This is a genomic window from Vibrio sp. J1-1 (assembly GCF_021728395.1).
GTDB lineage: Bacteria > Pseudomonadota > Gammaproteobacteria > Enterobacterales > Vibrionaceae > Vibrio.
Map to the genome: position 1 here is coordinate 378,726 of NZ_JAKKCM010000004.1, position 17,414 is coordinate 396,139.

Annotated in this window: 15 protein-coding genes and 1 riboswitch; of the genes, 8 read left to right on the forward strand and 7 right to left on the reverse strand. The window is 43.7% G+C overall.

Annotated features, from left to right (window positions below):
* Positions 1-158: 158 nt before the first annotated feature.
* The 4 genes from purR (at position 159) to L3V31_RS08895 (ending at position 3,416) form a co-directional block, all read left to right on the forward strand.
* Positions 159-1,163 carry an HTH-type transcriptional repressor PurR gene (purR, locus tag L3V31_RS08880; RefSeq protein WP_237315715.1) on the forward strand — a complete coding sequence of 335 codons (1,005 nt, stop codon included), beginning with the start codon at positions 159-161 and terminating at the stop codon, positions 1,161-1,163.
* 267 nt (positions 1,164-1,430) lie between these two features.
* A riboswitch (cyclic di-GMP riboswitch) is annotated at positions 1,431-1,519 on the forward strand.
* A gap of 116 nt (positions 1,520-1,635) precedes the next feature.
* The gene (locus L3V31_RS08885; RefSeq protein WP_237315716.1) at positions 1,636-2,226 is read left to right on the forward strand and encodes a TfoX/Sxy family DNA transformation protein; all 591 of its coding nucleotides are present in this window, start codon (positions 1,636-1,638) and stop codon (positions 2,224-2,226) included.
* Positions 2,227-2,409: 183 nt separating this feature from the next.
* On the forward strand, positions 2,410-3,102 hold the full coding sequence (locus tag L3V31_RS08890) for a TVP38/TMEM64 family protein (protein ID WP_237315717.1): 693 nt from the start codon (positions 2,410-2,412) through the stop codon (positions 3,100-3,102).
* Positions 3,102-3,416: a DUF2007 domain-containing protein gene (locus L3V31_RS08895; protein ID WP_237315718.1), complete on the forward strand. Its 315-nt coding sequence runs from the start codon at positions 3,102-3,104 to the stop codon at positions 3,414-3,416. Before L3V31_RS08890 ends, L3V31_RS08895 begins: the two co-directional genes overlap by 1 nt.
* A 29-nt stretch (positions 3,417-3,445) precedes the next feature.
* Here L3V31_RS08895 and L3V31_RS08900 read toward each other — a convergent pair whose 3' ends face one another.
* From L3V31_RS08900 to topA, 4 genes are all read right to left on the reverse strand, one after another.
* Complete coding sequence (locus L3V31_RS08900) at positions 3,446-4,249, reverse strand: alpha/beta hydrolase (RefSeq protein WP_237315719.1); 804 nt, start codon at positions 4,247-4,249, stop codon at positions 3,446-3,448.
* A gap of 106 nt (positions 4,250-4,355) precedes the next feature.
* Positions 4,356-5,828 carry a glycogen synthase GlgA gene (gene glgA / locus L3V31_RS08905; protein WP_237315720.1) on the reverse strand — a complete coding sequence of 491 codons (1,473 nt, stop codon included), beginning with the start codon at positions 5,826-5,828 and terminating at the stop codon, positions 4,356-4,358.
* Positions 5,818-7,035, reverse strand: coding sequence for a glucose-1-phosphate adenylyltransferase (gene glgC / locus L3V31_RS08910; protein ID WP_237315721.1), 1,218 nt, complete (start codon positions 7,033-7,035; stop codon positions 5,818-5,820). The genes glgA and glgC overlap by 11 nt, the downstream gene beginning before the upstream one ends.
* A gap of 899 nt (positions 7,036-7,934) precedes the next feature.
* Positions 7,935-10,562, reverse strand: a complete 2,628-nt coding sequence (gene topA / locus L3V31_RS08915) for a type I DNA topoisomerase (RefSeq protein ID WP_237315722.1) — start codon at positions 10,560-10,562, stop codon at positions 7,935-7,937.
* A gap of 423 nt (positions 10,563-10,985) precedes the next feature.
* Between topA and L3V31_RS08920 the strand changes: the two genes are divergently transcribed.
* Entirely contained in the window at positions 10,986-11,234 is a 249-nt protein-coding gene (locus L3V31_RS08920) for a YciN family protein (RefSeq protein ID WP_237315723.1), read from the forward strand.
* Between the two features lie 76 nt (positions 11,235-11,310).
* On the opposite strand, the gene aroA is transcribed toward L3V31_RS08920, so the two are convergent.
* Both aroA and L3V31_RS08930 read right to left on the reverse strand, forming a co-directional pair.
* On the reverse strand, positions 11,311-12,591 hold the full coding sequence (gene aroA / locus L3V31_RS08925) for a 3-phosphoshikimate 1-carboxyvinyltransferase (RefSeq protein WP_237315724.1): 1,281 nt from the start codon (positions 12,589-12,591) through the stop codon (positions 11,311-11,313).
* 161 nt (positions 12,592-12,752) lie between these two features.
* Positions 12,753-13,229 (reverse strand): glycine zipper 2TM domain-containing protein, encoded by a 477-nt coding sequence (locus L3V31_RS08930; RefSeq protein ID WP_237315725.1) that lies wholly within the window; start codon positions 13,227-13,229, stop codon positions 12,753-12,755.
* A gap of 39 nt (positions 13,230-13,268) precedes the next feature.
* On the opposite strand from L3V31_RS08930, the gene aat reads away from it, so the two are divergent.
* The 3 genes from aat (at position 13,269) to infA (ending at position 14,978) form a co-directional block, all read left to right on the forward strand.
* The gene (aat, locus tag L3V31_RS08935; protein ID WP_237315726.1) at positions 13,269-13,979 is read left to right on the forward strand and encodes a leucyl/phenylalanyl-tRNA--protein transferase; all 711 of its coding nucleotides are present in this window, start codon (positions 13,269-13,271) and stop codon (positions 13,977-13,979) included.
* Positions 13,976-14,677 (forward strand): arginyltransferase, encoded by a 702-nt coding sequence (locus tag L3V31_RS08940; RefSeq protein ID WP_237315727.1) that lies wholly within the window; start codon positions 13,976-13,978, stop codon positions 14,675-14,677. The genes aat and L3V31_RS08940 overlap by 4 nt, the downstream gene beginning before the upstream one ends.
* Before the next feature lie 82 nt (positions 14,678-14,759).
* On the forward strand, positions 14,760-14,978 hold the full coding sequence (infA, locus tag L3V31_RS08945; RefSeq protein ID WP_006075347.1) for a translation initiation factor IF-1: 219 nt from the start codon (positions 14,760-14,762) through the stop codon (positions 14,976-14,978).
* A 163-nt stretch (positions 14,979-15,141) separates the two neighbouring features.
* Here infA and clpA read toward each other — a convergent pair whose 3' ends face one another.
* Positions 15,142-17,412, reverse strand: a complete 2,271-nt coding sequence (clpA, locus tag L3V31_RS08950; protein ID WP_237315728.1) for an ATP-dependent Clp protease ATP-binding subunit ClpA — start codon at positions 17,410-17,412, stop codon at positions 15,142-15,144.
* Between the last annotated feature and the right edge of the window lie 2 nt (positions 17,413-17,414).

Genomic DNA, 17,414 nt, shown 5'->3' on the forward strand with positions numbered 1-17,414 from the left:
ATCAACCGCTGTTGCTACATACCCTCTACCGACTTCGGAGTAAGCACTGCTAAACATACTCAGCGCCAATGTTTTTATTGCGCTAAGTTTACAAAAGACGAACAGCAAAAGGGTTTATCCTCCGCGGTATATTCGTAGCTCGAAACAGGACACCATGTATGGCCACTATAAAAGACGTTGCTCGATTAGCCGGCGTTTCTACAACTACAGTTTCGCACGTTATCAACAAGACGCGTTTTGTTGCAGAAGCAACACAAGAAAAAGTAATGAAAGCCGTTGATGAGCTTAACTACGCACCAAGTGCAGTTGCTCGTAGCTTGAAATGTAACTCAACTCGCACCATCGGTATGTTGGTGACACAATCTACCAACCTATTCTTCTCTGAAGTCATCGATGGTGTAGAGAGTTACTGCTACCGCCAAGGCTACACACTGATCCTGTGTAACACTGGTGGTATCTATGAAAAGCAAAGAGATTACATACGCATGCTCGCAGAAAAGCGTGTAGATGGCATACTGGTAATGTGTTCTGACCTGACAGAAGAGCTGAAACAAATGCTTGACCGTCATGCTGATATTCCGAAAGTTGTCATGGACTGGGGCCCAGAAAGCTCGCAAGCAGACAAAATCATGGATAATTCAGAAGAAGGCGGTTATATCGCGACCAAGTACCTGATTGATAATGGTCATACCGATATTGCTTGCTTAAGTGGCCACTTTGAAAAACTCGCATGCCAAGAGCGTATTGCAGGCTTCCGTCGAGCAATGGCAGAAGCGAATATACCGGTAAACGAAGACTGGATTCTGGAAGGTAACTTTGAATGTGATACCGCAGTTTTGGTCGCAGACAAAATTACCGCCATGGAACAACGTCCAACGGCCGTATTCTGTTTCAATGATACTATGGCTTTGGGCTTAATGAGCCGTCTACAACAAAATGGCATTAAGATTCCTGACGACGTCTCTGTCGTTGGTTACGACAATATCGAATTGGCAGAGTACTTCTCTCCGCCACTAACAACGATACACCAACCAAAACGTCGTGTCGGTAAAAATGCCTTCGAGATTCTTCTTGAGCGTATTAAAGATAAAGAACACGAAAAACGCATTTTTGAAATGCAGCCAGAGTTGGTTATTCGAAATACTGTCAAAAAACTCAAATAGTTACAATAAGCGCTCGCTAGAGCGCTTATTTTTTTACCCGAAAATTAACTTTTACTGCCCTTTTTGGTCACTACAGTCAGTAAACGTTTTATAAGTTACTGTTTTGTTTAAACACAACTCATCTCACATAACCTCACAATTCGCACTCAAACCTCAATCCAAAATGTGAAACCACAAGCATAAAAGCATGACGTTTTACTGAAGCAGTATCACACTTTGATCGCTGGATTGTGATGTTAATTCAAGATAAAAAGTATTCTCAACGTGTCACGCACAGGGCAAACCATCCGAAAGGGTGGGACGCAAAGCTTCCGGCCTTAACCATTTTATAAATGGAAGGTAGCGGGGTTACCGATGGCAAATATGCATATAATGAGTTTACTCAATAATGACATTGTTCCTGCATGTATTTGCTATTCTCTCGGACCTGACTTTTGGTGGCGTAATATTAATTACACCGAGATAACACATCATGGATAAACCGATACTCAAAGATTCTATGAAGCTATTTGAGGCACTTGGTACGATCAAGTCGCGCTCAATGTTTGGTGGCTTCGGACTTTTCGCCGATGAGACGATGTTTGCACTGGTTGTGAATGATCAACTTCATATACGAGCAGACCAACAAACTTCATCTAACTTCGAGAAGCAAGGGCTAAAACCGTACGTTTATAAAAAGCGAGGTTTTCCAGTCGTTACTAAGTACTATGCGATTTCCGACGACTTATGGGAATCCAGTGAACGCTTGATAGAAGTAGCGAAGAAGTCGTTAGAACAAGCCAATTTGGAAAAAAAGCAACAGGCAAGTAGTAAGCCTGACAGGTTGAAAGATCTGCCTAACTTACGACTAGCAACAGAAAGAATGCTTAAGAAAGCAGGGATAAAATCAGTTGAACAGCTTGAAGAAAAAGGCGCATTGAACGCTTACAAAGCGATACGTGACTCTCACTCCGCAAAAGTAAGTATTGAGCTGCTGTGGGCTTTAGAAGGAGCGATAAACGGCACGCACTGGAGCGTCGTTCCTCAATCTCGAAGAGAAGAGCTAAAAAATGCGCTTTCTTAAGCTATAGGTATAAACCTATCGTACGTATAAAAACCGCAGCTTAGACTGCGGTTTTTTTTGAAATTTTTTCCGAGATAAACCTGTCTATTTGTCCATATATCAATCAAGTAATATCAAGTACCATATTTCACCAATGGTATCTGTTAACCTTTTAGAACAAGGCAGCCCTTCTGGAGTACGAAAATGAATAAAAAACTGGTTTTTGGGTTAATACTGCTCTTAACGATAATTTTGTTAGCCGTTAACTTTAGTCAGTACCTCACTTTAGAGAACGCTAAAGCGCAGCAAGAAGCACTTAACACCTATATTGATCAAAGATTTGTCTTTGCTGTTACGCTCTATTTCGTCGCTTATATCGCGGTCACAGCATTTTCGATTCCCGGCGCAGCCGTCGTCACTTTACTAGCTGCAGCCCTATTCGGCTTCTGGACGAGCTTACTTCTTGTCTCGTTTGCCAGTACTATCGGTGCGACATTAGCTTTCCTGAGTAGCCGTTACTTATTAAGAGATTGGGTACAAACAAAATTTGGTGCAAAGCTCAGGGCGATTAACGAAGGCGTAAAAAAAGACGGGTCATCTTACTTACTCTCCTTGCGATTGATCCCTGTATTCCCTTTCTTTCTCATTAACTTATTGATGGGGTTAACCCCAATGTCTGTCGGTCGCTTTTATATCACTAGCCAAATCGGAATGCTTCCAGGCACAGCCGTTTATCTCAATGCAGGTACTCAGTTGGCAACGATTGAAAGCCTATCGGATATTGTCTCTCCTAGTGTTCTAGCCTCATTTGCGTTGCTCGGCCTTTTTCCTATCATTGTCAAATGGGTGATGAAGAAACTCAGACCTAATCAGGTACAGCCAAATGGAAATTCTTGATGAAGATATTTTTAGCTAAAAATCCGACAGAAGCGCACATTGTTTGCGAGTTGCTTAAAACAGAGCAAATTCTTTGTGAAGTGCGAGGAGAAGGCATTTTCGGATTGAAAGGAGAGTTACCATTCGGAGACGATACCGACCCTTACGTTTGGTTATTAAATCCAGAACAGAAGATGAGAGCGTTGGCTATTATTGAAGCCTACCAAAAACAGGCTCAGCCAAATACCTATCAAGATTGGAAATGCCCTAAATGCTCAGAAATTAATGAAGGGCAATTTGGCGCGTGCTGGCGTTGTGGTCACCACATTGAGTAAGCGTAATGAGTGCTAGGCGTCTAGAAACGTTAAGCAAGTAAAGTTTGCTGTTTGATGAACTCTATCGAGTACTGATTAAAATCTTCCGGACGTTCTACATTGCAAACGTGGCCACAATTGGGGATCTCCCGTAGCACACTGAGTTTATGTGCCGCAACCATCTCTTTAACCGGCTGAATGAACATGTAATCTCTGTCACCCATTAAGTAGAGGGTCGGAATAGCTAATTCTCTGTCTTTAAAGTACTTCATTAACGGGTTCACATCCGCCGCCAAAATAAACCAGCGTTTAAACTCTTTTTGGCAGAGCTTTTTGGCTTCCCTGATAAACAGATGGCGAGACTCTCGTTGATTACGCTGTGGCATGACGATATAAGCGAACAGTTTATACAGCCACATGTAAGGCAAGATATGTTTGCCAAAGTTACCCAGTTTGACGAGGATTTGCGAACGTGTATTGAGGCGAGTAACCGCGCCACCTAACACCATTGAATTCACACGTTCAGACGCCAACTCCGCAATGTTTCGAACAATGATCGTTCCTAATGACATGCCGACAAAATGCGCAGATTGGATTTTTAAGTGATCCAGCACTTTTAAAATATCTTGTGTAACTTCAGTAAAGGTATAGCGACTGGTAATAAGTTCCTTGAGTAACTGATTTGACTTCCCATGCCCTCTTAGATCAATGAGCACTAAATTAAAGTGCTGCTTATAGGCTTTAATTTGCTTAAACCAAATCGAAGAACTACCACCAGCACCGTGCACGAAAACAACCCACTCATTACTGGTGGGGTGCAAGTAGGTTTTATGGAAAAGTAGTGGCTCAGTCATATACCAGTAATAATAGTATTGTTATTAATTTAGAGGTAGCAATCCTATCACACTAGGCTTGCGCACGATAACAAAGGCACCAAATAAGGTGCCATTTGTTACAATTTTAGGTAAGGCTAATTGACTTTAACGCAGAATGGTAGAGTTCCAAATACTCTTCAGCAGCTTTGCGCCAGCAAAAATCCTGTTGCATCGCATGCAATTGAACTCGTTTCACTTCGGCATTATTTTGCGTATACAGCAACAAAGCTCTAAGCATGGTTAACAACAAGGCTTGTGGCGTTGGATCATAAAATACAAAGCCTGTTGCATCAGACGAGTCAACATCATAATCGTTCACACTGTCTTTTAGACCGCCGACGCCTCGCACAATCGGTAACGTGCCATAAGCCATGCTGTAAATCTGATTAAGTCCACATGGCTCAAATTCAGACGGCATCAAAAAGAAATCAGACCCAGCCTCAACCAAATGAGCAAGCTCATTGTCATACGCGTCTACAAAAACAAACTTATCTGGGAATTGCTCAGCGACTTCTTCTAAATGCGTAGCAAGAACAGGATCACCAGTTCCGACCACAACCAGTTGAACATCGTGCTTTAAAAAGTCCGTCAACGCTGGCAGCAAATAATGCAGTCCTTTTTGCATTGTCAGGCGACAAACCATGCCAAACATCGCACAGTCTTTCTCGGCTAAGTTCAGACGTTGCTGTAGCGCTTTTTTACACGCACTTTTGCCTTCAACCATGCTTTGGTGACTAGGTTCGTAGTTCAACGGCAGATAAGCATCTGTTTTAGGACTCCAGGCGCTGTAATCACAGCCATTGAGTATACCGACTAAATCTTTAGCTCGTTGTTGGAACTCCCACGCCATGCCATGACTACCAAGCTCTGTCTGTAACTCTTCAGCATAGGTAGGGCTAACAGCGTTGATTTTGTCAGCGTTTAGCACGCCCGCCTTGAGCATCGCAATGTGCGTTGAGCTGACGGCTGCATCGGGTACATTTCTGCTCTGAAACTCTGGCAGACATTGCACCTCATCATAGCTAAATACCCCTTTAAATACTGCGTTGTGAATCGAGATCACGCTGCGAATATTTGCATAAAATGGGTCGGAGCCATATCGATGCTTCAACAAAAATGGCACAAGGCCAGTGTGCCAGTCATTGGCGTGTACGATGTCAGGTCTGAAGTCCAGCTTAGGTAGCATGTCTAAGCAAGCTGCGCTGAAAAAGGCGAATCGCTCACCATTATCTGAGTAAGCTTCGTTGTTCTCTGCGTACATCGACGGGCGGTTGAAATACGGCTGGCAATCAATCAAATAAACTGGCGTATCACCGAGATACAGCTTTAGTACTCGATATTCTGTATGCGGCCACGAGGTTAGCTGTGTCTCTAACAACACCTCCGCTTCAGAAAGCCTTTCAATACCATTGTATGCGGGAATGGTAATACGTACATCTTGCTGAAGTCCGTGGAGCGCTTCAGGCAGTGCCTTGGCTACATCAGCCAAGCCACCACTTTTAATCAATCCTTCGACTTCAGACGCTACAAACAGAATAGATAAGTTGTTAGTAGCCAACTCGTGCTCCTTTAGGAATAACCACAATACCGTCATCCGACACATGGAAGAACTTCTTATCTTCTTGAAGGTTCACCCCAATTTGTGTGCCAGGTGCAATATCAGCGTTCTTGTCCACTATTACTCGACGTAAAACACAGCCTTCACCGATTTTAACGTCACCAAGGAGTATACATTCGCTGATATCGCATGCAGATGCAATATTACTTCTAAAACCAAGTACAGATTTTTCGATTCGAGAGCCTCGAACATAACTGCCATTACACACTAAGCTATCGATAATTTGCACACGACCATTGTCTGAGTCTGTAAACGTAGCTGGTGGTAAAGGCGGGTAATAGGTATGCAACGGCCATTTACGATTATATAGAGAGAATGGCGCATCTTTTTCTAGCAAGTCCATATGAGCTTCCCAGTAAGCATCAATGGTACCGACATCTCGCCAATATACTTGCTCTTTCTCGCCATTGATTTTATTGGTGCTGAAGTCATACACAAACACATCCCCGCGTGGGAACATTTTAGGGATAATGTCTTTACCAAAGTCATGGGAAGATGCTTCGTTACTGGCATCTTCGATCAACTCAGCAAACAGTTCTTTTGCTTCAAAGACATAGTTCCCCATTGAAACAAGCGCGTAATCAGGATCTCCAGGAATTGACTTTGGATTTTCTGGCTTTTCTTCAAAGCCAATCATGCGACCTTCACTGTCAACTTCGATAACACCGAACTGAGAGGCTTCTTTGAGCGGCATGCGTAAAGCCGATACCGTTAGAGAAGCTTGCTTGTTGGTATGGAAATCAAGCATCTGCTTAATATCCATTTTATAAATATGGTCAGAACCAAAAATACAAACTTGGTCTGGTTCTTCCATTTCCATAAAACGAAGGTTCTGATAGATAGCATCTGCCGTGCCCTCATACCAACGCTTACCAGTACGCATCTGAGCAGGAATCGGATCGATAAAACGATCAGTGATCCCGTTGATATTCCATCCTTTTTTTAAATGATAAAACAGGGATTGCGATTTAAATTGGGTCAGCACGTAAATACGCATTAAATCCGCATTTACAAAATTGTTCAGTGCAAAGTCAATCAGACGATAACTACCACCAAATGGTACTGCAGGTTTAGTGCGAGATTCAGTTAAAGGTCTCAAACGAGAGCCCTCACCGCCAGCAAGAATCATTCCCAATACACCAGCCATTGTTGTTCTCCATATCGTTACAGCTTGGAATGGATGCTCACTTAATTGAATTTATTGTGGGGAATCAAGTGAACACATTGTCAGCCGCATCCAGTACTTCTCTGAGCACATATCATGCGGATTAAAAGAGCTTTGGCATTTCTCTGCCAACTTACAGGGGATGTGAACGTTTCGTGGATAGTGTTCTAGTTTAATTTGAGTCTGAATTCAAAAATCTGTTTTAAACGTGAAAAAGAGAGTTTAAGGGGCTCTATTCCATTTTCTTTCAACAGAGAGTCCACTCTTTTCCAGTTTGGTACCTCGCCCACTTCCATTGAGCTATCGATATTTGGCAACTCTAAATCGTGATTTGCTTCTCAATTAAAAATGACAAATCAACGAGTTTGTTTATGGTAATACCTAATATCTCGATACCAATATCCTCACGAAACAACACACCCTAAAATATTCTTATCTGTCGATACCAATTCAAGTGCATTTGGTTGCATTTTATTTTGTAATAAACTATCTAATTTGAACCTTAATTACAATTTAAAATACGTCATTCTGTGTATAAGGCAGGAGCAACTTACTCGATACGATATTCAGATCACGTTTGAGAATGTAATGGGTTACACTCTGAAAACAATTTACGTGCTAAAACACTACATACTCAACCACGTAAATATGCATTCTGTATTCGCTGTGTATAGAACGCTTGTAAATATGAGGCGATTACAATCTTCACTCTACGACATACATGTTGCGAAAAAATGAATGAGACAGACCTGAAGCTAAAAATTCACAAAAATGTGAGGCTAAAGAAATGAGGATGTAATACCGTCTAAATATAGACGATAGATAAGGAATATGTAATAAAAAGGCAGCGAAATCGCTGCCTTTTTATCTACTGAATGTGTTTAAGCTTTGGCTTTTTTACGCTTGTCGGTAACTTCCCATTTACCATCGACATAAAGCGCAGTCCAACCACTTGGCTTGCCATTCTCTTCAGAGCGAACATAGTTCTCTTTCGTTTTACGGCTAAAACGAACGACTGCCGGACGACCATCAGGATCTTCCTGTGGTGCTGTCGAGAGATATTTGAACTTCTCTGGTAAGCGTTCTTCGTAACGTGCGAGTTCCGAAACAAGCGGCGCTCGAGTTTCGCGCGATTTAGGGAAGTTGCTGGCTGCCATAAACAGACCTGATGCGCCATCACGCAGTACAAAGTAAGCATCCGAGTTTTCACATGGTAGTTCTGGGAAATGTACTGGATCTTCTTTCGGCGGCGCAACTTCACCATTCTTCAGAATCTTACGGGTGTTTTTACATGTCTCGCTTGTGCAATCCATGTATTTACCAAAACGACCATTCTTGAGCACCATGTCAGAACCACACTTGTCACACTCAACAACAGGTCCGTCATAGCCTTTAACTTTAAACTCGCCGTACTCAACGATGTAGCCTTCGCAGTTTGGGTTGTTACCACAAACGTGCATCTTACGTTTATCGTCGATTAGGTACGCGTCCATCGCAGTTTCACAGATTGGACAACGTTTCTTGGCACGTAGCGCTGCGGTTTCTACATCTTCTTCTAAGACGTTGATGATGCCTTCTTCATCGCCTAGATTGATTGTGGTTTTGCATCGCTCTTTAGGTGGCAGGGCATAACCAGAACAACCTAAGAATACGCCAGTAGAGGCTGTACGAATCCCCATTGGGCGACCACATGTCGGACATTCGATGTCTGTCATCACAATGTGGTTAAGCTTCATACCACCTTCAGACTCGTCAAGGTCGGCTTTTTCAAGGTCACCAGTGAAATCGGTAAAGAAGTTATCTAGTACTGATTTCCAGTTGACTTCGCCTTCCGCGATTTGGTCCAGTTTTTGTTCCATTCGCGCGGTAAAGTCGTAGTTCATCAGATCGTTGAAACTATCGTCTAGACGGTCAGTAACTATTTCACCCATTTTCTCCGCGTAGAATCGACGCTGGTCGACTTTCACGTAACCGCGATCCTGAATCGTCGAGATGATTGACGCGTAAGTTGAAGGACGGCCAATACCACGCTTTTCAAGTTCTTTAACCAGTGCGGCTTCAGTGTAGCGCGCTGGCGGCTTGGTAAAGTGCTGTTTCGGGTCAAGTGACTCTAGGTTCAGCTTATCGCCAAGTTGTACCGCAGGAAGGATTGTATCCTCGTTTTTACCCATAGGACGCTGTACGCGAGTCCAACCGTCAAACTTAAGGATGCGACCTTTGGCTTTTAACGTGTACTCTTCGGCTTTTACGCTGATGGTTGTGGAATCGTATTCTGCTGGCGTCATCTGACACGCAACAAACTGGTTCCAAATTAATGCGTAAAGCTTGTGAGCGTCTGCGTCTACACCTTGTAGATCTTCCGCTTTCACATCAACGCTAGAAGGACGGATCGCTTCGTGCGCTTCTTGAGCCCCTTCTTTGCTGCCGTATTTTAACGGTGCAGTAGGAAGGTACTTATCACCAAACTCAGAGCCGATGAAGTCACGGACAGAATCGACAGCTTCTGCACTCAAGTTCGTTGAGTCAGTACGCATGTAAGTGATGTAACCCGCTTCATATAAGCGCTGAGCTAGCATCATGGTCTTCTTAACGCCATAGCCTAAACGGGTACTTGCCGCTTGCTGCAGAGTCGAAGTGATGTAAGGCGCTGACGGCTTACTTTTCGTCGGGCGGTCTTCACGCTTACAGACTTCGTAACTGGCTTTCTCCAGCACAGATATGGCGGCTTTGGTTTCTGTCTCATTAACAGGTTTAAAAGCAACGCCATCTTTCTGAGCGACAAGCAGTTTGAAATCCGCTTTGTCTTTGGTTTTGGTGTTTGCGTGGATATCCCAGAATTCTTCTGGTACAAACGCATTAATTTCGCGCTCACGCTCTACCAACAGCTTAACCGCAACCGACTGAACACGACCTGCCGACAAGCCACGTGCGACTTTCTTCCATAGCAACGGAGAAACCATGAAACCAACGACGCGGTCCATGAATCGACGCGCTTGCTGTGCGTTTACGCCATCCATATTTAACTCACCAGGCGTCTGGAAAGCTTGCTGGATAGCATTTTTCGTAATTTCGTTAAAAACGACTCGTTTGTATCGCTCTTCATCGCCACCGATGATCTCACGAAGGTGCCATGCGATTGCTTCCCCCTCGCGGTCCAAATCGGTTGCGAGATAGACGTAATCAGCATCTTTGGCTAATTTTTGTAACTCACTGACCACTTTTTCTTTGCCAGGAAGAATCTGATAATTCGCTTCCCAGTCGTGATAAGGGTTAATACCCATTTTTTTGATCAGCGCTTTACGATCTTTCTCTTTTTTGACTCGTGCTTTCTCTTCAGCACTCATCCCTTTAGTTGAAATGGCAGCGGCTTTCTCACCTGTGCTTTGGCCGGCCGTAGGCAGATCACGCACATGACCAACACTAGACTTAACAACAAAGTCTTTACCAAGGTACTTATTTATTGTCTTTGCCTTGGCTGGTGACTCCACTATAACGAGTGATTTACCCATAACTGACTCTAACGTCCTTCATAATAATGCGGGTAAATCCCTGACTTGGAAGTCACCCGCATAATGTTCTATTTCATTGCTTCTTTTTTTACTATTGTGCGAGATGAAAAGAAGGTCAACTGCTTTTTTACAATTCGGATCTGATCGGTTGACAATTCATCGTCTTTATACTTTAAACAGACAGGGCTCAAAAAGGTCTGGTCGACATATCTAATCAGGCAAACTTTACTACTGCTAATCGAATTGAGGAAAGTTTGTTACCCATCACAAAATCATCTTCCTTCAGTACACGCAACCTTAGACTATGACGATGAAACCCAAGCACCAATCGAGTAACCTTTAATTGCATTCTATTGGGTATAATCCCCTGTTAATAATGGGTATACTTCTTCGCCTGAGATTGTTATGAATGACGGGAACGTTATGTCTGATAGAAAATTTATTGAAGAATTTGACCTTCTTTTAATCGCTAACCAAATCATCCAAGAGCACGATGATTATATTGAGGGTATGCGCGCAACAAGCGTAGAAGAAAAAGACGACGTTCTCGTCTTTAAAGGTGAATACTTTCTTGATCAGAAAGGATTACCAACGTCGAACACGACCGCCGTTTTCAATATGTTTAAGTATCTAGCACATCATCTTTCAAAAGAATTTACGCTGAAAAAGTAATCAAAAAAGCCCAAAAAAGAAAAACCAGAGCGGAATTAACTCTGGTTTTTATCTGTTTTCTTCGCTGTAATGCTACCTAGCAACTAAGCGATTTAAGCTTGTCGAAATAGTCAGGGAACGTCTTCGATGTACACTTCGGATCGTTGATGGTCACAGGTGTATCACTCAACGCAACCAGTGAAAAACACATTGCCATACGGTGGTCATCATAGGTGTCAATCGCAGCATGTGTGAGCTGAGGAACTGGTTTAACAATGATGTAATCCTCCCCCTCTTCCACTTCTGCGCCCACTTTACGAAGCTCAGTCGCCATTGCAGCCAAACGATCAGTTTCTTTTACGCGCCAGTTATATACATTGCGAATGGCCGTCGTGCCTTCTGCAAATAGAGCCGTGGTTGCAATCGTCATCGCCGCGTCAGGGATATGGTTGTAATCCATATCTATCCCCTTCAACTGACCTGCACGGGCAATCACATAATCATCACCCCACTCAATTTCTGCACCCATTTTCTCTAGTGCATCTGCAAATTGAATGTCGCCCTGAATACTGTTTTTACCAATACCGGTTACTTTAACTTCGCCACCTTTAATTGCAGCAGCAGCCAGAAAGTAAGACGCTGAAGAGGCGTCCCCTTCCACCAGGAAATCACCAGGTGCAATGTAATGTTGTCCGGCAGGAATAACAAACTCTTGGTAATCGTTATTAATCACATTCACACCAAACTGCTTCATAATATGCAGCGTGATATCAATGTACGGCTTGGACACCAAATCGCCTTCGATATTGATACGCACTTCGCCTTCAGCTAGTGGCGCTGACATAAGGAAAGCAGTTAAAAACTGACTCGAAATGGAACCATCAATGGATACGGTACCCGAGTTCAAACCTGTGCCCACAATTTTCAATGGCGGGTAGTTTTCATTTTCGAGGTATTCGATATCCGCACCAGCGTCTTGTAATGCAGTAACAAGGTGACCAATTGGGCGCTCTTTCATACGAGGCTCACCAGTCAAAACATACTCACCTTTGCCCAGACAAAGTGCAGCCGCTAGTGGGCGCATTGCCGTACCAGCATTACCTAAAAACAGCTCTACAGGCTCTGACACAGAGAATGGTTGGCCAAGCCCTTCAACAACACACTCGGTTTTGTCATCAGACAACTGATATTGAACACCAAGCGTCGTAAGCGCGTTGAGCATATGACGGATGTCGTCACTATCAAGGAGGTTGGTCAGGCGAGTCGTGCCTTTTGCTAAAGCGGCCAGCAAAAGAGCTCGGTTAGAGACACTTTTTGATCCTGGAAGGTTAACTTCCCCTTGGATTTTATTGATTGGTTGTAACGTTAGGCTTTCCATTGAAAGTTGATAATCCTTTGTGCTCTCTGTTCACGGTTTATTGAGAGCAGAACAATTCTTCGTGGATTCAGACTAACCAAAAAACCAATACAAAACCAGAGCAAATCTACGCTAATTTATGAATAATTAGTCAGCGTATCTATTTATCTGAAAACACGGGCCTAATAGAGCATATCTACCCGCACACCATCATCAAAATACAAGATACGTACCTCGTCACCGCGGCCAAACAACATATTTTTATCTACGTCTTGAATAACATTGATAAGTTTATCGTCATCAACCTTTATCAAAAGTTCAACCAACTGAGATTCGACAGTATATTGCTCAGTACTGTGATTATGCGCGACAGCTGCGCCGGTAAGAGCACCAACAGCGGTCGCCACTTCTTTACCTGTTCCGCCACCAAACTGGTTTCCGACTAAACCACCAATCGTTGCTCCTAGTAACGTTTCCCAGCCATTACTTTTTGATTTAACAACCTCTTGCTGCGTGATATAACGAACAGAATCAACTTTTCCATAGACGACTTCGTTGACGGGCTTTGCCACGTTTCTTTCGTAAGCTGCATTGGCGAAAAATGGTAAAAGCAGTATGATCCAAAACCACAATTTCGCTCTGTTTCGTGTTCGCGTCATCATAAACTCCTCTGGCTCAAATGTTGGTAATGACTTTTTATGGCAATCTATTTAACTGAACTTGGTAAGACGTTCACCTTCCCTTCTCCCTATAAAGCGCTGAGCGACCCTAATGGGCTCCTGGCTTTTGGTGGCGACTTGGACCCGATGAGAATACTTCAAGGCTATCATCAGGGCATTTTTCCTTGGTACGGGCCCGGTGAACCAATACTTTGGTGGAGCCCTTCTCCCCGCGCAGTCTTTGATCCTTTGACTTTTAAACCATCGAAAAGTCTCAGAAAGTTTCAGCGAAAACACAATTATCAAGTCACCCTCAATCACGCAACCAAAAGAGTGATTCAGCTCTGCTCCACAACTCGACCTGAAAGCGAAACATGGCTTAACGAAGACATGCAAACTTCTTATATAGAACTTGCAGAGCTTGGGCATTGCCACTCGGTAGAAGTATGGCATGACGATGATCTCATTGGCGGCTTGTACGGGTTAAGTGTCGGCCAAGTATTTTGCGGTGAATCTATGTTTAGTTTAAAGGATAACGCATCGAAAGTAGCTTTGTGGTATTTGTGTCATCACCTTAAATCACATCAAGGTCAGTTGATCGACTGCCAGGTAATGAACCCTCACCTAGCATCACTGGGCGCATTTGAACTTGATCGGGACGAGTTCATGCAAAAGCTACTATCTTTAAGAGAAAAACAAATGGCTTCAGGCACTTTTGAGCCACAAGTTCTGCGGAATTCAGCATCATGAGCACGGATCTACAACACATTCGCATAGGGTTGACCAACAACCACCCTTGTAGCTATCTACCGGAACGACAAGAGCGTGTTGCAGTCGCGCTTGATGACAGCTTACATACAGAAAAAAACTATCAACTACTGATGGCAAACGGCTTTCGTCGCAGTGGTGACACTATATATAAACCACATTGTGAGCACTGCAATGCTTGCCAGCCGATACGTGTGGCGATAAAAGATTTCACCCCATCAAAAAGCCAAAAACGATTACTTAAGAAAGGACAAGGTTTGCGCTGGGAAATGAAGCCCCAGATGGACCCCGAGTGGTTTGAGCTCTATAGTCGCTACATTTGTAAACGTCATAAGAGTGGTACGATGTACCCGCCCAAACGTGATGAGTTTGCGCGCTTTGCACAAACTAACTGGCTTACCACGTTATTTTTGCACGTCTACGATGAATCAGAACAATTAGTTGCCATCGGAGTAACGGATGTGATGCCTCAGTGTTCAAGTGCATTTTATACCTTTTTCGACCCTGATTACCCACTATCGCTTGGTACATTGGCGGTGTTGTATCAAATAAAGTACTGCCAAAAAAACAACCAGCAATGGCTATACTTGGGTTATCAGATAGATGAATGTCCAGCAATGAACTATAAAACACGCTTTCAACGCCACCAAAGGCTAGTAAATCAGCGTTGGCGAGGGTAGAATACGCTCCAACTTTACATAATTACTATTTAGCGGCAAAATAAAGCCCGCTAAAATTTGCCTAATTTCTAAAGAGGATTAAATGGCTAAAGAAGACGTAATTGAGATGCAAGGCACTGTCCTTGACACTCTACCAAACACTATGTTCCGTGTTGAACTTGAAAACGGTCACGTTGTGACTGCGCATATCTCTGGTAAAATGCGTAAGAACTACATCCGTATCCTTACGGGTGACAAAGTAACTGTAGAGATGACTCCATACGACCTAACTAAAGGCCGCATCGTCTTCCGTGCTCGTTAATCTCTGATTTTCGGATGCAAATAAAAAACGGAGCGTTATGCTCCGTTTTTTATTTGTTGGCGATAGATGATGAACAAAACTATCGCGTATGATTCATGTTGCTTGAAATTTTATTAAAAAGGATGCGAACGCATCCTTTTTTGTTTCATAAGCCGAGAGATTATTAGTGCACTGCGGCTTCTTTCTCGCTCAAATACTCAAACACTAGAGCATCGTTTACGAGGGAAACCTTCACGGTGCCACCGTTAACCAAAGAGCCGAACAGAAGCTCGTTCGCTAAAGGCTTCTTAAGCTGCTCTTGGATAACACGCCCCATTGGACGAGCCCCCATCGCTTTGTCGTAACCCTTGTTTGCCAGCCAGTGGCGTGCGTCCTGAGATACTTCCATCGATACACCACGAGCATCCAGCTGCACTTGAAGCTCAACAATGAACTTATCGACAACTTGATGGATAACACTCTCATCCAAGCTGTTAAACCAGATGATGTTATCGAGGCGATTACGGAACTCAGGGGTAAATACTTTCTTAATTTCCGCCATCGCATCATGGCTGTTGTCTTGCTGAATCAAGCCGATCGATTTTCTCTCGGTTTCCGCAACACCCGCGTTGGTAGTCATTACAAGAATCACATTGCGGAAGTCCGCTTTGCGACCATTGTTGTCGGTGAGCGTCCCGTTATCCATCACTTGCAGTAACAAGTTAAAGATATCTGGATGCGCCTTTTCGATCTCATCCAACAGCACCACTGAGTGTGGATGTTTTATTACAGCGTCAGTGAGCAAGCCACCTTGGTCGTAACCAACATATCCCGGTGGAGCACCGATTAAACGGCTCACCGAATGACGCTCACCATATTCAGACATATCAAAACGCAGTAGCTCGATACCTAGCAATTTAGATAGCTGAACGGTTACTTCCGTTTTACCAACACCTGTCGGCCCAGCAAACAAGAATGAACCTACAGGTTTATTGTCTACACCCAACCCTGCGCGTGTCAGCTTAATGGCCTCTGACAACGCATCAATGGCATTGTCTTGTCCAAACACCAGCATTTTCATCTTTCTATCCAGGTTCTTCAGAATATCTTTATCCGAAGAGGATACCGATTTCTCTGGAATTCGAGCCATTTTCGCAACCATCGCTTCAATGTCTGCCACACCGACTGTTTTCTTACGTCGGCTTGCTGGTGCTAAGCGGCTACATGCACCAGCTTCGTCAATAACGTCGATCGCTTTATCAGGTAAATGACGCTCATTAATGTACTTAGCCGATAATTCCACAGCGGCACGCAGAGCTTTGTTTGTGTAGCGAACTTCGTGGTGCGCTTCGTACTTAGGCTTAAGACCCATAAGAATCTTGGTCGTATCATCCAATGATGGTTCAACAATATCGATTTTTTGGAAGCGACGAGAGAGTGCACGTTCTTTCTCGAAAATATTGCTGTACTCTTGGTACGTTGTGGAGCCGATACAACGAAGCTTACCACTGCTCAACAGAGGTTTAATTAAGTTTGCCGCATCGACTTGACCACCAGACGCTGCACCCGCACCGATGATAGTATGAATTTCATCGATGAATAGAATCGCGTCTTCTTCTTTTTCAAGCTGTTTCAAAATAGTTTTGAAGCGTTTTTCAAAGTCACCACGATACTTAGTACCCGCAAGCAAAGAACCAATATCCAAAGAGTAAATCACACTGTTTTCAATAACTTCAGGCACCTGCCCTTCAACAATTCGCCAGGCTAGACCTTCTGCAATCGCTGTTTTACCTACTCCAGCTTCACCCACAAGCAATGGGTTGTTTTTACGGCGACGGCAAAGTACTTGGATAGTACGCTCCAGCTCTTTGTCTCGACCGATGAGCGGATCAATATTTCCTGCTTTTGCCACTTGGTTCAAGTTGGTAGCAAAACTCTCTAGGCGCTCTTCTGAGTTCGAATCATCCGGACTTTCTGAACTAAAAGAATCTGGTGATGTTGGGTCTTCACTTGCGCCAGATGCCTTGGTAATGCCATGGGAGATAAAATTGACGATGTCTAAGCGAGAGATATCATTTTTCTTAAGCAGGTAAGCAGCATGAGATTCCTGCTCACTGAAAATCGCAACAAGTACATTCGCCCCTGTCACTTCATTTCGACCCGACGACTGAACATGAAACACTGCACGTTGAAGTACGCGTTGGAAGCTCAAAGTCGGCTGGGTTTCACGCGTCTCATCGCTTTCCGGAATAAGAGGCGTAGTTTGATCGATGAATATATCGAGTTCGTTGCGCAAAGCATCTAAATCAGCTTTGCAGGCTAGAAGGGCTTCCTTAGCTGCATCATTTTCCAACAATGCGAGTAGGAGGTGTTCGACAGTCATAAACTCGTGACGTTTGTCGCGCGCACGAGCAAATGCACTGTTAAGGCTTGACTCTAGTTCTTTGTTTAGCATAA

What these genes read in the sequence shown, in the direction of transcription:
- purR (WP_237315715.1), top strand. Translation starts at nt 159, where the DNA reads ATGGCCACTATAAAAGACGTTGCTCGATTAGCCGGCGTTTCTACAACT.
- L3V31_RS08885 (WP_237315716.1), top strand. Translation starts at nt 1,636, where the DNA reads ATGGATAAACCGATACTCAAAGATTCTATGAAGCTATTTGAGGCACTT.
- L3V31_RS08890 (WP_237315717.1), top strand. Translation starts at nt 2,410, where the DNA reads ATGAATAAAAAACTGGTTTTTGGGTTAATACTGCTCTTAACGATAATT.
- L3V31_RS08895 (WP_237315718.1), top strand. Translation starts at nt 3,102, where the DNA reads ATGAAGATATTTTTAGCTAAAAATCCGACAGAAGCGCACATTGTTTGC.
- L3V31_RS08900 (WP_237315719.1), bottom strand. Translation starts at nt 4,249, where the DNA reads ATGACTGAGCCACTACTTTTCCATAAAACCTACTTGCACCCCACCAGT.
- glgC (WP_237315721.1), bottom strand. Translation starts at nt 7,035, where the DNA reads ATGGCTGGTGTATTGGGAATGATTCTTGCTGGCGGTGAGGGCTCTCGT.
- topA (WP_237315722.1), bottom strand. Translation starts at nt 10,562, where the DNA reads ATGGGTAAATCACTCGTTATAGTGGAGTCACCAGCCAAGGCAAAGACA.
- L3V31_RS08920 (WP_237315723.1), top strand. Translation starts at nt 10,986, where the DNA reads ATGTCTGATAGAAAATTTATTGAAGAATTTGACCTTCTTTTAATCGCT.
- aroA (WP_237315724.1), bottom strand. Translation starts at nt 12,591, where the DNA reads ATGGAAAGCCTAACGTTACAACCAATCAATAAAATCCAAGGGGAAGTT.
- L3V31_RS08930 (WP_237315725.1), bottom strand. Translation starts at nt 13,229, where the DNA reads ATGACGCGAACACGAAACAGAGCGAAATTGTGGTTTTGGATCATACTG.
- aat (WP_237315726.1), top strand. Translation starts at nt 13,269, where the DNA reads ATGGCAATCTATTTAACTGAACTTGGTAAGACGTTCACCTTCCCTTCT.
- L3V31_RS08940 (WP_237315727.1), top strand. Translation starts at nt 13,976, where the DNA reads ATGAGCACGGATCTACAACACATTCGCATAGGGTTGACCAACAACCAC.
- infA (WP_006075347.1), top strand. Translation starts at nt 14,760, where the DNA reads ATGGCTAAAGAAGACGTAATTGAGATGCAAGGCACTGTCCTTGACACT.
- clpA (WP_237315728.1), bottom strand. Translation starts at nt 17,412, where the DNA reads ATGCTAAACAAAGAACTAGAGTCAAGCCTTAACAGTGCATTTGCTCGT.